Source organism: Sphingomonas sp. SORGH_AS_0870, from assembly GCF_031453175.1.
In the GTDB taxonomy this organism is placed as follows: Bacteria; Pseudomonadota; Alphaproteobacteria; order Sphingomonadales; family Sphingomonadaceae; genus Sphingomonas.
Genome location: NZ_JAVIYW010000002.1, coordinates 1,430,074 through 1,444,874, shown reverse-complemented (window position 1 = coordinate 1,444,874; position 14,801 = coordinate 1,430,074). Strand labels below are relative to the sequence as shown.

The 14,801-nt window shown below is 70.2% G+C and carries 9 protein-coding genes and 1 pseudogene; 9 read left to right on the top strand and 1 reads right to left on the bottom strand.

Annotation, left to right across the window (positions count from 1 at the left end):
- Positions 1–104: 104 nt before the first annotated feature.
- The 7 genes from QE363_RS07340 (at position 105) to QE363_RS07310 (ending at position 8,381) form a co-directional block, all read left to right on the top strand.
- Entirely contained in the window at positions 105–1,628 is a 1,524-nt protein-coding gene (locus tag QE363_RS07340; RefSeq protein WP_309693721.1) for a DHA2 family efflux MFS transporter permease subunit, read from the top strand.
- 109 nt (positions 1,629–1,737) lie between these two features.
- A complete protein-coding gene (locus QE363_RS07335; protein ID WP_309693717.1) occupies positions 1,738–2,412 on the top strand; it encodes a DUF1349 domain-containing protein in 675 nt (224 codons plus the stop codon).
- Positions 2,413–2,415: 3 nt separating this feature from the next.
- Complete coding sequence (locus QE363_RS07330; RefSeq protein WP_309693714.1) at positions 2,416–2,964, top strand: sugar O-acetyltransferase; 549 nt, start codon at positions 2,416–2,418, stop codon at positions 2,962–2,964.
- Positions 2,961–4,064 (top strand): acyltransferase, encoded by a 1,104-nt coding sequence (locus tag QE363_RS07325; RefSeq protein ID WP_309693711.1) that lies wholly within the window; start codon positions 2,961–2,963, stop codon positions 4,062–4,064. The genes QE363_RS07330 and QE363_RS07325 overlap by 4 nt, the downstream gene beginning before the upstream one ends.
- 87 nt (positions 4,065–4,151) lie before the next feature.
- Positions 4,152–5,582 (top strand): carboxylesterase family protein, encoded by a 1,431-nt coding sequence (locus QE363_RS07320; protein ID WP_309698132.1) that lies wholly within the window; start codon positions 4,152–4,154, stop codon positions 5,580–5,582.
- A 43-nt stretch (positions 5,583–5,625) separates the two neighbouring features.
- Positions 5,626–6,981, top strand: coding sequence for a glycoside hydrolase family 27 protein (locus QE363_RS07315; protein ID WP_405053214.1), 1,356 nt, complete (start codon positions 5,626–5,628; stop codon positions 6,979–6,981).
- 80 nt (positions 6,982–7,061) lie between these two features.
- Positions 7,062–8,381 (top strand): glycosyl hydrolase family 28 protein, encoded by a 1,320-nt coding sequence (locus tag QE363_RS07310; RefSeq protein ID WP_309693708.1) that lies wholly within the window; start codon positions 7,062–7,064, stop codon positions 8,379–8,381.
- Between the two features lie 9 nt (positions 8,382–8,390).
- Here the strand turns inward: QE363_RS07310 and QE363_RS07305 are convergent, their stop codons facing one another.
- Complete coding sequence (locus QE363_RS07305) at positions 8,391–9,524, bottom strand: cellulase family glycosylhydrolase (RefSeq protein WP_309693705.1); 1,134 nt, start codon at positions 9,522–9,524, stop codon at positions 8,391–8,393.
- A 132-nt stretch (positions 9,525–9,656) separates the two neighbouring features.
- Here QE363_RS07305 and QE363_RS07300 point away from each other — a divergent pair, with 132 nt between their 5' ends.
- A complete protein-coding gene (locus QE363_RS07300) occupies positions 9,657–10,625 on the top strand; it encodes a family 43 glycosylhydrolase (protein ID WP_309693702.1) in 969 nt (322 codons plus the stop codon).
- 195 nt (positions 10,626–10,820) lie between these two features.
- Positions 10,821–14,801: pseudogene (locus tag QE363_RS07295) on the top strand (Ig-like domain-containing protein); the annotation flags it as partial.

Sequence of the window (14,801 nt, the reverse complement as noted above, 5' to 3'; positions counted from 1 at the left end):
CCCCAATTCGTCAGCCATCATGACCCAAAATCGATCGTTTTGCGCCATTTGCGTGTAAAGGGATCGAGACTCGGCAATGGCGGACGATGAGGTGACGGGACGGCATGCGATGGCGGCGGCGTAATTTGGCTTCGATGAGTGCGGATGTGGGCGATGGACTGGCCCCGGCGGTCGAGGCGGTGACGAGCGGTTCGCGCCCCACCCCCACCCCCACCCTCACCCCGGACGCCCGCCCCCCGGAACGCGGATATCGGGTCATCGCGCTGGTCGTCGCATCGGCCCTGTTCATGCAGCAGTTGGACGGCACCGTCCTGACCGTCGCGCTGCCCACGATGGCGCGCGACCTGGGCACATCGGCCACCAGCCTCAGCTTCGCGCTGACCGCCTATCTGCTGGCGCTGGCGCTGTTCATTCCCGCCAGCGGCACGCTGGCCGACCGTTTCGGGTCGCGGACCGTCTTCTGCTCGGCGATCGGCATTTTCCTACTCGGCTCGGTCCTCTGCGCGCAGGCGGGAACCTTGCCCGTCCTGGTCGCGGCGCGGTTCCTGCAGGGGATCGGCGGGGCGATGATGGTGCCGGTCGGTCGCCTCGTCCTGCTGCGCAGTGTCGCCAAGGAGGATATGGTCCAGGCGCTGTCCTGGTTGGTCATGCCCGCGCTGATCGGACCGATCCTGGGGCCGCCGCTGGGCGGGTTCATCGTGACCTGGCTCGACTGGCGCTGGATCTTCTATCTCAACATCCCGATCGGCGTGCTGGGCATGATCGGTGCGATCCTGCTGGTGCCCGACGTGCCCGGCGATGCGCGGGCGCGGTTCGACGTGTCGGGCTTCCTCCTGTCGGGGATCGCGCTCGGCTGCCTGTTGTTCGGGTTCGAGCTGGCGAGCCGACCGGGGACGGGCTGGGCCGCGCTGGCGCTGCTGGCGGTCGGTGCGGTGCTGGCCATCGCCTATATCCGCCATGCCCGGCGGGTCAGCGACCCGATCCTCGACCTGACGCTGATGCGCGTGCCGACCTTCCGCCTGTCGGTGATCGGCGGGTCGCTGACCCGGATCACGCAGGGCGCGCAGCCCTTCCTGTTGCCGCTGATGTTCCAGCTGGGCTTCGGGCTGACCGCCGCGAAGACGGGCACGATCACCATGGCGGGCGCGGTCGGCGCGCTGGCGATGAAGGCGCTGGCGCCGCGTGTGCTGCGCCGCTGGGGCTTTCGACGCAGCCTGATCGTGTCGGGGCTGGTCAGCAGCGCAGGCTATGCGACCTGCGCGCTGTTCCGCCCCGACTGGCCGACCGCCGCGATGATCGGCGTGCTCGCGCTGTCGGGCTTCTTCACCTCGTTCCAGTTCACCGGCTTCAACGCGATCGCCTATGCCGATGTCGAGAAGGAACGGATGAGCGCGGCGACCAGCTTCTATGCGACCTTCCAGCAGCTGACCCTGTCGCTGGGCATCTGCACGGCGGCGACGGTGCTGGAACTGGGGACGCTGGTCGAGGGTAAGGCGCAGCCGACGCTGACCGTGTTTTCGGCGGCATTCCTGGTGGTTGCCGCCATTTCGGCCTCCGCCGTGATCTGGAACCGCCGCTTCGCCGCCGATGCGGGAGCGGAGATGAGCGGGCACCATCCGGCCCGGTGAAGCCCGCCCGCCCCGCCGTCCGCAAACCGCTTGCATTGCGTGTGTACAAATGTACACATCGCCGTCGATCCGCTGCTCGGAAAGGATGGATGTCATGCAGGAAAGGCGAATGTCGCGCCGGTCGCTCATGGGGGGTGCGATGGCGCTGACGGTGCCGGGCATCGGCGGCACGGCGGCGGCGCAGGGCGCGGGCAGGCCGGTGCTGGGCCGCCGCGACGGCCGCTGGCTGAACGAGCCCCGGCAATGGAGCGTCGATGCGGCGGGCGACCTGACCCTGGTCACCGATCAGGGCACCGACTTCTGGCGCGAGACGCATTATGGCTTCACGCGCGACAGCGGCCATTTCCTGGGCTTCACCGCCCCCGACGCCTTTACCGCGCAGCTGCGCATCCGGGGCCGTTACGACAAGCTCTACGATCAGGCGGGCATCATGGTGCGCGTCGACGAACGCCGCTGGGTCAAGGCGGGGATCGAGCTGTCTGATGGCCGCGCGATGCTGAGCAGCGTGTTGACCGATGGCCGTTCCGACTGGGCGACCGGCCCCTATACGGGCGATGCCGCCGACTTCTGGATGCGCGCGACGGTCGCCAAGGGCGTATTGCGGTTGCAGGTGTCGGCGGACGGCCGGACATGGCCGCTCGTCCGGCTGGCCCCCTTCCCCGTGGCCACTGCCTATCAGGTCGGGCCGATGGCCTGTACCCCGGAGCGCAGCGGGCTGAGCGTCCGCTTTTCCGACCTGCGCATCACCGCCCCGCTGGGCAAAGACCTGCACGATCTGAGCTGATCGATGCGCCAGAAGGACCGGATGCTGGCGGGCGAGCCCTATACCGCCGACGATCCCGAACTGGCGGCCGACCAGGCGGCGGCGGCGGCGTGGATGGTGCGCTACAACGCGTCGCTCGCCGCCGATGCGACCGGGCGTCACGCGCTGCTGGTCGAGGGGCTGGGCAAGGTCGGGCGCAACGTCGTCGTGCGACCGCCCTTCCACTGCGACTATGGCTATAACATCGCGCTGGGCGACGGCGTCTTCCTGAACTTCGGCTGCGTCATCCTGGACGTCGTGACGGTGGAGATCGGCGCGGGGACGCAGGTCGGCCCCGGCGTCCAGATCCTGACCGCCGATCACCCGCGCGACCCCGCGCAGCGCGCGCAGGGACTGGAATGGGGGCGGCCGATCCGGATCGGTGCCAATGTCTGGATCGGCGGCGGCGCGCTGATCCTGCCCGGCGTGACCATCGGCGACGATGCGATCATCGGCGCGGGCAGCGTCGTGACCCGTGACGTCGCCCAAGGCGCGACGGTGGCGGGCAATCCCGCCCGGCCGATCGAACGATGAGCGCCCGGCTCGACCGGACCGGCACAGGCAAGCCGCATTTCGAGACACTCGACGGCCTGCGCGGCACGGCGGCGCTGCTGGTCGTCGCCTTCCATATCCAGGGCATCACCGTGCTGTTCGATCCGGCGCGGCTGATGCTGCCTCATGCCTATCTCGCGGTCGATTTCTTCTTCGCGCTTTCGGGCTTCGTCATCGGCTATGCCTATGACGACCGATGGGGCGCGATGGCAGTGCGCGACTTTCTCGTCCGGCGCCTGCTTCGCCTGCATCCACTCGTCATGCTGGGCGCCCTGCTCGGGCTGGCGAGCTATCTGGGCGATCCCTTTGCCGATGGGCGGCAGGATGCGTCGGCGGCATTGGTCGCTCTGGCCTTCGTCGCGGCGATGCTCGCCCTGCCCTCGCCACCGCTGCCCAACCGGCTGGGGGACAGCCATCCGCTCAATGCCCCGGCCTGGACCTTGTTTCAGGAATATATCGGCAATCTGACCTATGCGCTGGTCCTGCGTCGGCTGCGGATGCGCGCGCTGATCGCGCTGACCGGGCTGGCGGCAATGGCCTCGCTGGTCACCGCGCTGTCGCTGGGGTCTTATGATACCGGCTGGGGGCTTGCCAATTTCTGGGGCGCGCCGGTCCGGCTGGCCTATCCTTTTCTGGTGGGATTGCTGCTCTATCGGCTGGGCGACCGGCTGCCGCGCATCACGCTGGGTTTCCCGCTGTTGAGCGCGATCCTGCTCGCGCTGTTCGCCGCGCCGGTGCTGGGAACGTGGCACGGCATCGCGTTGAACGGGCTGTACCAGGCCGGGTGCGTGCTGATCCTGTTTCCCGCCATCATCGTGGCGGGCCGACATTCGGCGGGCGGCCCCGCGACGCTGTGGCTGTGCAGGGTGGCGGGGCGGCTCTCCTATCCGCTCTACATCACCCATTATCCGTTCGTGTACGTCTATATGAACTGGGTGGCGACCCGACCGGCCAGCGGCGCGACGACCGCGGCGATCGCGGTTTCGCTCTATCTGTTCACGATCCTGTTCGCCGCGGCCGCCCATCATTATTGGGACGAGCCCCTGCGAAGGCGCCTGAATGCCCTGATAACAAAGCGATAAATTCCTCGCCCCGCATTGCGCGGCGGCATGATCGGGTTGTACCCCTTCCCCCGGAACGCCCGAAGCGGCGCGGAGGAGAGCCCGATGATGAAGTCCCTGACCGTCCTGACCCTGTCGGCGCTCGCCCTGGCCGCCCCGGCCGTCGCCCGGTCCGACGGCGCCACGGTCCGGATCGAGACGGGGCAGGTGCGCGGCACCGTCGCGGACGGTGTGACCAGCTGGAAGGGCATTCCCTTTGCCGCGCCGCCGGTCGGCCCCCTCCGCTGGCGCGCGCCGCAACCGGCCGCGCGCTGGGACGGCGTGCGCGACGCCACCGCCTATGCCGCCGACTGCATGCAGCAACCCTTTCCCAGCGACGCCGCACCGCTCGGCACCCGGCCGTCGGAGGACTGCCTCTACGCCAATGTCTGGAAGCCCGCCGGGAGCGGAGGCAAGCTGCCGGTGCTGGTCTGGATCTATGGCGGCGGCTTCGTCAATGGCGGGGCGTCGCCGCCGACCTATGCGGGGGCGAACCTGGCGCGCCAGGGGGTGATGGTCGTCAGCTTCAACTACCGGGTCGGGCGGTTCGGCACCTTCGCGCTGCCGCAGCTGACCGCCGAGAATGCCGATGGCGGGCGGCTGGGCAATTACGGCACGATGGACCAGATCGCCGCGCTGCGCTGGGTCCGGCGCAACATCGCGGCGTTCGGCGGCGATCCGGCCAGGGTCACCATCGTCGGCGAGAGCGCGGGCGGCATGTCGGTGCACCAGCTCGTCACCTCGCCCGAGGCGCAAGGGCTGTTCGCCCGGGCCTTCGTCATGTCGGGCGGCGATGCGCGCAGCGATCCGCGCAAGACGCTCGCCGCCGTCGAGCGGATCGGCGCGGCGTTCGCGCGCACCAAGGGGATCGACCCCGCCGCCCCCGATGCGCTGTCGCGGCTGCGCGCACTGTCCGCCGAGCAGGTGACCGACGGGCTGAATCTGGCGCAGCTCTTCACCCCCTCAGGCGGCGAGCCGACCTTTTCCGGCCCCTTTGTCGACGGCAAGGTGATCGTCGATCCGCACGCGGCCTATCGGGCCGACCGCTTCGCGCGGGTGCCGATGGTGGTCGGCGCGACCGATGCCGATATCGGCGGCAAGACCGGCTATATGGTCGGCGGCGCACGCGCGGTGGCGGGAATGCTGGCCGACAAGCGCGTGCCGGTCTGGGAATATCGCTTTTCCTACGTCGCCTCGTCGGTCGGCCAGCCGGGTGCACAGCATGCGACCGACATCCCCTTCTTCTTCGACAATCCGTCGATCAAATACGGCGCCGCCACGACCCCGCGCGACCGGGCGATGGGCCGGGCGATGAGCGGCTATCTCGTCAATTTCGTGAAGACGGGCGACCCCAATGGCGCGGGCCTGCCCCGCTGGGATCGCTATGGCCGCACCGCCGACACGCTGGCGGATTTCACGCCCGCCGGAACGGTCATGGTCGGTCGCGATCCCTGGGGCGCGGATATCGACCGGGTTGCCGCCTCCGGGGATGCCCCCTAACCTGCCGGGATAACGACGGAATAACGGGCCGGGAGTGGTGAGGATGGACGAAAGCGGGATCAACCGGCGCCAGGCGCTGGCCGGAGCGGCATGGACGGGCACGGCGATGCTGGCGAGCGGCCCCGCCCGCGCCGCCGCGCCCGCAGGGCCGCTCGCCCCGCGCCCGCCCATGGGCTGGAACAGCTGGAACAGCTTCGCCACCACCATCACCGAGGCGCAGGCGCGCGAGACCGCCGCGATCATGCGCGACCGGTTGCTGCCCTTCGGCTATGATATCTTCACCGTCGACATCCAATGGTATGAGCCCAACGCCTCCAGCTATGAATATAGCGCCGCGCCGGTGCCCGCGATGGACGGTCATGGCCGCTTGATCCCCGCGCCCAACCGCTTTCCCTCCAGCGCCGACGGATCGGGCTTCACGAAGCTGGCGGCGGACGTGCACGCCATGGGGATGCGGTTCGGCATCCACCTGATGCGCGGCATTCCCCGACTGGCGGTGAAGCGCAACCTGCCGATCCTCGGCACCCGCTACCGCGCCGCCGACATCGCCGACACGACCAGCATCTGCGCCTGGAATCCCGACATGTACGGCGTCGACATGACCCGGCCCGGCGCGCAGGCCTATTATGACAGCGTGTTCACGCTCTATGCCTCCTGGGGCGTCGATTTCGTCAAGATGGACGATATGAGCCGCCCCTATGACGCCCATGCCCCCGAGATCGAGGCGGCGCACAAGGCGATCGGCAATAGCGGCCGCCCGATCATCCTCAGCCTGTCCCCCGGCGAGACGCCGGTGATCCGGGGCCCGCATGTCCGCCGCCATGCGCAGATGTGGCGCATCTCGGACGATTTCTGGGACGAATGGCCGATGCTGGAGGCGCAGTTCACCCGGCTGGAGAATTGGACGCCCTATTGCGGGCCGGGTGGCTGGCCCGATGCCGACATGCTGCCGCTCGGCCGCCTCGCGCTGGGCAAGCGCGACACCAAGTTCACCCCCGACGAGCAACGGACGTTGATGACGCTGTGGTCGATCGCGCGCTCGCCGCTGATCATGGGCGGCGACCTGCGCCATCTGGACGCGCCGACGCTGGCGCTGCTGACCAACCGCGCGGTGCTGGCGGTCAACCAGGCCTCGACCGACAACCGGCCGCATTTCGTCGAGGACGGCGCGCGTATCTGGTCCGCCACGCCCGAGGGCGCGCCGCGCGACCGCTATCTCGCGCTGTTCAACACCACCGACAAGCCCAGGGAGGTGGGCCTGGCCCTGTCCTATCTGGGCCTGCCGGGCGGGGTCGGCGTGACCGACCTGTGGAGCGGACAATCGCTCGGCCGGGCGAGCGGCCGTTTCGCGCAGACCCTGCCGCCGCATGGATCGGGGCTTTATCGCCTGCGCAGCTGACGCGAACCGGCATGACGGATGAACCCACTGTCCTCCGGCGGTAAGGCGGGGTCGATCCCGACCATGGCAGGAACCGCCGCATGGCTGCCCGCTTTCCCTGCTTACGCTTCGGCCCCCTCCTCGCGCTCGGCCTGATCGCGGCGACCGCCCGGGCGCAGGATCGCCGGACGGTGACAGAGCCCGCTTTGCCCGAACGGATCTGTGCCACCCTGTCGCCCGAGGGCGCGGGCCAGGACGCGACGCGGCGCATCCAGGCCGCCATCGACCATTGCGACAGCGGAGCGGCGGTCCGGCTGGTGCCCGGTCCCGAAGGTGGGCGCTTCTTCAGCGGCCCGCTGCGCATGACATCGGGCGTCACGCTGTGGCTTGATCGCGGCGTCGTCCTGACCGCCCTGTCCGATCCGCGCGTCTATGATCGGGGCCAGGGCGTGTGCGGCACGATCGCGGCAAAGGGCAATGGCTGCACGGCCTTCATCCGCTTCGACGGGACGCGCGGCGGCGGGATCGTCGGGGACGGCGCGATCGACGGTGCGGGCGGCACCCCGATGACCGGCCATGCCGAAAGCTGGTGGCAACTCGCCCGCCGCGCGCAACGCGAGGGCGGCCAGCAGAACAATCCCCGGCTGATCGAGGCCGACCATGCCCGCAATCTCGTCTTCTACCGCGTCACCCTGCGCAATGCGCCCAATTTCCATGTCGTGCTGAACGATGTGCAGGGGGCGACCTTCTGGGGCGTGCGCATCGACACGCCCGCCGATGCGCGCAACACCGACGGCATCGATCCGGGCGCGTCGCAGGACATCACCATCGCGCATGCCTTCATCCGGACCGGCGACGACAATGTCGCAATCAAGGCGGGTAAGGGCCCGACCCGGCATGTCTCGGTCCTCGACAGCCATTTCTATGCGGGGCACGGCATGTCGATCGGCAGCGAGACCCAGGCCGGGGTCAGCGATATCCTCGTCCGCCATCTGACGCTCGACGGCACGACCTCGGGGTTGCGGATCAAGAGCGACGCCAGCCGGGGCGGGCTGGTCACGCGGGTCCGCTATGACGGGATATGCCTGCGCGGCAACCGGCGGCCGATCGATTTCGACACGCGCTATGATGCCTCGGCACGGGGGTTTGCGATCCCGCTCTACCGCGACATCACGCTGCACGACGTGACCGGCACCGACGGCACGCTGGTGCTGCGCGGGCATGATGCGGGCCATCCGCTGGAGGTGACGATGGACGGCGTCCGCTTCGCACCCGGCGCGACATGGCAGGTCGAGAATGCACGGATCGCCGCCGGGCCGGGGGGCGTCTCTCCGCCACCGCCGGGCCCCGCCCTGCCCCCCGCCCGGGCTGTGGCGGGGGATTGTGCCGCCCGCTGGATGCCCTTTCCCGAAGGCGGATAGCCCGCAGGATCAGGGGGCGGCGGGCACCACCCCCTTGGGCGCGGCGGCCAGGCGGCGGATCAGATCGGTCTCCGCCGGGCGATAGGGCGTGCCGTCGCCGCGAAACACCTCATGAAACCAGATGGTCGGTTCCTCAAGGACATAGGGCTTTTTCCAGCTATCCCATGGCAGCCGCGTCTGCGTCTTCCCATCGACAAAGCCCCAGTTCATCATCGCGACATTGTACCGCTTGCCGATGGGCAGCGATCCGTCGAAGGTCGATCCGTTGCCGCGCGCCATGTATTCGGTGCACAGGATCGGGCGGTTATAGGGCAGCAACTGCCTGACCCGCCGCTCGAACGTCTCGGGCCAGCTATAGTCGTGGAACGAGATCACGTCCGACTGCGCCAGTTGCAGCCTCTCCATCGGTGAGGCGCGCCCGCCCGGCGCCCAGTCCTCGCCCTGCCATACGCCCGACGTGATCGGCTGAGACGGCTCCGCCGCGCGGGCCCAGTCGAACACCTGCGCCAGCATCGCGCGGACCAACGGCTCCTTGCCCTCCTGCCCCTTATATTGGTCGGCGCCATTGTCGGGCTCGTTCCACACGTCCCAGCCCAGGATGCGCGGATCGTCGCGAAAGGCGCCGATGACGCCCTGCACATAGGCGCGGTAGCGGGGCCAGCGCACGCGGTCGCGCAACCCCGCCATTCCCGGCCCCTGCACCCAGCCCGAATTGTGGACGCCGGGGATCGGCGGATGCTGCGGCCCCGGCCTGGGGTCCGGGTCCCAGCAGCTGTCGAACAGCACGAAGAGCGGGCGGATGCCATGCGCGCTGGCGATGGTCAGGAACGCGCCGATCCGCTGCCTGAACCCCTCCGGGTCCTGCGCCCAGAGCTGGTCGTGCAGGAACACGCGCATCGTGTTCATCCCGATCCCCTGCGCCAGCGCCAGTTCCCGGTCGATCCGCGCCGGGTCCCAGGTCGCCGCCTGCCACATCTCCAGCTGGTTGATCGCCGATGCGGGGGTGTAGTTGGCCCCTACCAGCCAAGGCTGGCGATCATACCAGGCCCGGGCCTGCGCCTCGGTCCAGCGGTCCCGCGCCTCGGCCGGTGCGGCGGGCAGCAGCGCGAGCAGCGCGATTCCGCCCAGCATCCATGGCTTCATCCCATCCTCTCCCTTGTCTTGTTGGTCTTTTGCACGAGGAGGCTAGAGAAAAATCCGTCGATGTTACAGGATATTGTACGACCAATCGGATCGACCGCGACAGGTCGGCCGCAACCATGAGAGAGGATCAGGATGAGGGCGTTCCACTATTGCGCCGCCGCCGGACTGGCGCTGGCGATCACCGTCTCGGTCGCCGCGCGGAACCCGCAATTCGAGGGGGCCGACCCGCATGCCATGATGATCGGCGACGAGATGTGGATCTTTCCCACCGGCGGGCCGGGGGGCAGTTGGGCCGCCGACCGGTTCGGCGCCTTTTCCAGCCGCGACCTCAAGGACTGGCGGCCACGCGGTGCGCTGATCCGCCGCGACCAGATCGGCTGGATCAAGGATGACGGCGCCCGCGACCATTTCCTCTGGGCGCCCGGCGTCGCGGTGCGGGGCGGCCGCTATTATCTCTATTATTCGGTCGGCCCGCAAAATCCGACGCCCAGCCGGATCGGCGTGGCCGTCGCCGACCGGCCCGAGGGACCGTATCGCGACAGCGGCCGCCCGCTCGTCACCGGCGGCCCGGGGTTCGAGGCGATCGATCCGATGGTCTTTACCGACCGCAAGTCGGGCCGGACCTATCTCTATGCGGGCGGCAGCGCGGGGGCGAGGCTGCGCGTATGGCAGCTGAAGCCCGACATGGTGTCGATCGCGCGCGAAATCCCGGTGCCGCAGCCGCCGAACTTCACCGAAGGCGCGTTCATGCACGAACGCGGCGGGCTCTATTACCTGTCCTACAGCCATGGCCGCTTCGACGGACCCGATTATTCGGTCCATTACGCCACCGCCCCCTCGCCCGTCGGGCCATGGCGCTATCGCGGTGCGATCCTGACCAGCGACGCGCGGCATCAGGGGCCGGGGCATCACAGCTTCGTGAAGACGCCCGACGGGCGCTGGCTGATCGTCTATCACCGCTGGGACCGCGCGGCCGGGCCCGGCCCGTTCCGGGGCGAACGCGTCGTGGCGATCGACCGGATCGGCTATTCCCCGGACGGCGGGTTACGCCGCGTGACGATGACCGACGACGATGCGCCGACGCTGTCGCCCCGGCGGTGACGGGGACGCGTAAACTTCCATTAACCATCTGAATCAAATCCGGATTCGGAATTCCAGCATCCGCCGACCCAGGCCGTGGTTCCCGCTTCATAAGGGGCAGGCCGTGCGTCCGCATCTCTGTGCGACCCATGCGCCGTCGCCCCCGTCCGGCATCCCGTGCCGGACGCCGGGAACAGCGTTTGGGAGGAGCAGGGCATGCAGACCGAGATCATCGCCAAGGCCAGCGGAACCACGACGACCACCACCGCCAACGTCATCACCCTGGATGCGCCCAGCGTCGTCCGGCTCGACCTCGACCGCGCGCAGGTTGCCGCGATGGAACGGCAGGGCAACGACCTGATCATCCGCCTGACTGATGGCCAGACCATCCGTATCGACCATTTCTACAACGAGCAGCGCGGCACCATCAGCGACCTCGTCCTGCGCGACGATCAGGGCGGTCAATGGCTGGCGCATCCCGCCGCCAGTGGCGCGGGCCGCTTCACCGCGCTGACCAGCCTCGACGACCTGCTGGCCGCGCAGGGGGCGGCGCAGGGCGGCGGCGCGTCGTTCATCCTGCCCGCCGTGCTGGGCGTGGCGGGGGTCGGCGGTCTGGTCGCGGCCGTCTCGGGCGGCGGCGGCGACGATGATCGCGCGCCCGCCACCCCACCGACCGCCGATACGCAGGCGCCCGCACGGCCCACCGCCATCTTCAACCCGGCCGGAACCGGCGTCACCGGCACCGGCGAGGCCGGGGCGACGGTCCGCGTCACCGATCCCACCGGCACGGTGATCGGGACCGGCACGGTCGGCGCGGACGGCAGTTATGCCATCACGCTCAACCCGCCCCAGACCAACGGCCAGCCGGTCACCGTCACCCAGTCGGACCCGGCGGGCAATGTCTCGCCCGGCGCGAGCGTCACCGCCCCCGACATCACGCCCCCCACCGCCCCCACCGCCACCGTGAACGGCCAGGGCACGACGATCACCGGCACCGGCGAGCCCGGCGCAACCGTCACCGTCCGCGATGCCGCCGGAAACGTGCTGGGCACCGCGACGGTCGATGCGCAGGGCAATTATACGCTGACGCTGACCACGCCGCAGGCCAATGGCGGGACGCTAACCGTCACCCAAGCCGACGCGGCCGGGAATGTCTCGTCCGCCGCCACGCTGACCGCACCCGACATCACCCCGCCCGCCGCACCGACCGCGACGCTCGGCCAGAATGGCACGACGATAACCGGCACCGGCGAGCCCGGCGCGACGGTTTCGGTTCGCGACGCAGCTGGGCAGGTCATCGGCACCGCCACCGTCGATGCCCAAGGTAACTACACGCTGACCCTAACCTCCCCACAGGCCAATGGCGGCACCCTGACCGTCACACAGGCCGACGCGGCCGGGAATGTCTCGCCCGCCGCCACGCTAACCGCACCCGATACGACCGCGCCCGCCGCACCGACTGCCACGCTCGGACAGAATGGCGATACCGTCACCGGCACCGGCGAGCCCGGCGCGACGGTTTCGGTTCGTGACGCGGCCGGACAGGTCATCGGCACCACCACCGTCGATGCCCAAGGTAATTATACGCTGACCCTCACTACGCCGCAGGCCAATGGCGGCACCCTGACCGTCACGCAGGCCGACGCGGCCGGGAATGTCTCGCCCGCCGCCACGCTAACCGCGCCCGATACGACCGCGCCCGCCGCGCCGACCGCGACGCTCGGGCAGAATGGCGACACCGTCACCGGCACCGGCGAACCCGGCGCAACGGTATCGGTTCGCGATGCAGCCGGACAGGTCATCGGCACCGCCACCGTCGATGCGCAGGGCAACTACACGCTGACCCTCACCACGCCGCAGACCAATGGCGAGACGCTGACCGTCACCCAGGCGGATGCGGCGGGCAATGTCTCGGCTGCGGCCTCGCTGACCGCGCCGGATACCAGCGCCCCCGGCGCGCCGGTCGTCGCGGTCAGCGCGGACGGCACGGTGCTGACCGGGACGGGCGAGCCCGGCGCGACCGTGCGGGTCACGGACGCCGATGGCCTGCCGATCGGTACCGCCATCGTCGGCGCGGATGGCGGCTTCAGCGTCACGCTGCCCACCGGCACCGCCGATGGCCGGACGCTGTCGGCGACGCAGACCGACGCGGCGGGCAATGTCTCCGCCGCCGTCACCACCGTCACGCCCGATCTCGCGGCGCCCGACGCGCCCTCGGTCGCGCTCAGCCCCGAGGGCACGGTCGTCACCGGCACCGGCGAGGCGGGGGCGATCGTCGAGATCCGCGACGCCGACGGCACGCTGATCGCGACGGCGCCCGTGGCGGCGGACGGCAGCTTCTCGGTGACGCTGCCGACGCCGCAGGCCAATGGCGAGATGCTGATGGTCACGCAGACCGACGCGGCGGGCAACATCTCGCCGCCGATGATGACGGTCGCCCCCGACATCACCCCGCCGGATGCGCCCGGCGTCACGCTGTCGGGTGACGGTGCGGCGGTTTATGGCAATGGCGAGCCTGGCGCGACGGTCCGGATCGTCGATGCGAACGGCAATCTGCTGGGCAGCGCGGTGGTCGCCGCCGACACCAGCTTCGTCGTGTCGCTCGCCACGCCGCAGACCGGCGGCCAGGTCCTCACCGCGACGCAGACCGATGCGGCGGGCAATGTCTCCGACCCCAGCATCGTCGCGGCCCCCGACGTGACCGCCCCCGATGCGCCCCTCGCGACGATCACGCCGGACGGCAGCGCGGTCATCGGCACCGGCGAGCCCTTCGCCACCGTCACCGTGCGCGGGCCGGACGGTACGCCGCTGGCGAGCACGGTGGTCGGCGCGGACGGCGGCTATAGCGTCACCCTGTCCCCCGCCCAGGCCAATGGCGAGACCCTGACGGTCGGCCAGACCGATCGCGGCGGGAACAGCTCGTCCTCCGTCACCCTCACCGCGCCCGACATCACCGCCCCGACCGGGCTGACCGCGACGATCGACGGCAACGGCATCGTCGTGACCGGGAGCGGCGAGCCCGGTGCGACCGTCACCATCCGCGATGCGGGCGGCACGGCGATCGGCACCGCGCAGGTCGATGCCAATGGCGGCTATAGCGCGACGCTGACCACCCCGCAGGCCAATGGCCAGGCGCTGAGCGTGACCCAGGCCGATGCGGCGGGCAATGTCTCCGCCCCCGTCCCGCTGACCGCACCCGATATCACCGCGCCGCTCGCGCCGACGGGATCGGTCGTCGATGCCGGGGTGACGCTGGCGGGCACCGGCGAGCCCGGCGCGACCGTCACCGTGCGGGCCGCCGACGGCACCCTGCTGGGCACCGCGCAGGTCGGCGCGGACGGCGGCTTCGCCGTCCCGCTGGCCACGCCCCAGGCCAATGGCGAGACCGTGCAGATCGTCCAGACCGATGCGGCAGGCAATGCCTCGCCCGTCGTCATCGTCACCGCGCCGGACATCACCGCCCCCACCGGACTGACCGCGACGGTCAGCGGTGACGGGACGCTGGTGACCGGCCTGGGCGAAGCGGGGGCGAGCGTCACCATTCGCGATCCCGCCGGTATCGTCATCGGCACCGCCATCGTCGGTGCGGACGGCAGCTATGTCGCGACGCTGACCATCCCGCAACGCAATGCCGAGACCTTGCAGGTGACGCAGGCGGATGCGGCAGGCAATGCCTCGCTCTCCGTCGCCCCCATCGCCCCCGACCTGACCGCCCCCGCCGCGCCCGTCGCCACGCTGTCGCCCGAGGGCATCACGGTCGGTGGCACCGGCGAGGTCGGCGCCACCGTCACCGTGCGCGCGGCGGACGGGACGGTATTGGGCACCGCGCAGGTCGGAGCGGACGGCAACTTCGCCGTCACGCTGACCACGCCGCAGGTGAACGGCCAGACGCTGACCGTCACCCAGGCGGATGCAGCGGGCAATGTCTCCGCGCCGCTGGCGCTGACCGCACTCGATACCAGCGTGCCGGTCGGGCTGACCGCCGCGATCGATGCCACCGGCACGGTCGTGACCGGGCTGGCCGAAGCGGGCGCGACCGTTACCGTGCGCGATGCGGGCGGCACAGTGGTCGCCACCGCGACCGCCGCCGCCAACGGCGCCTATACGGTCGTCCTCGCCCCGCCCCAGATCGACGGCGACACCCTGCTGGTGACGCAGGCCGATGCGGCGGGCAATGCCTCCGCCCCGGTGACGGTG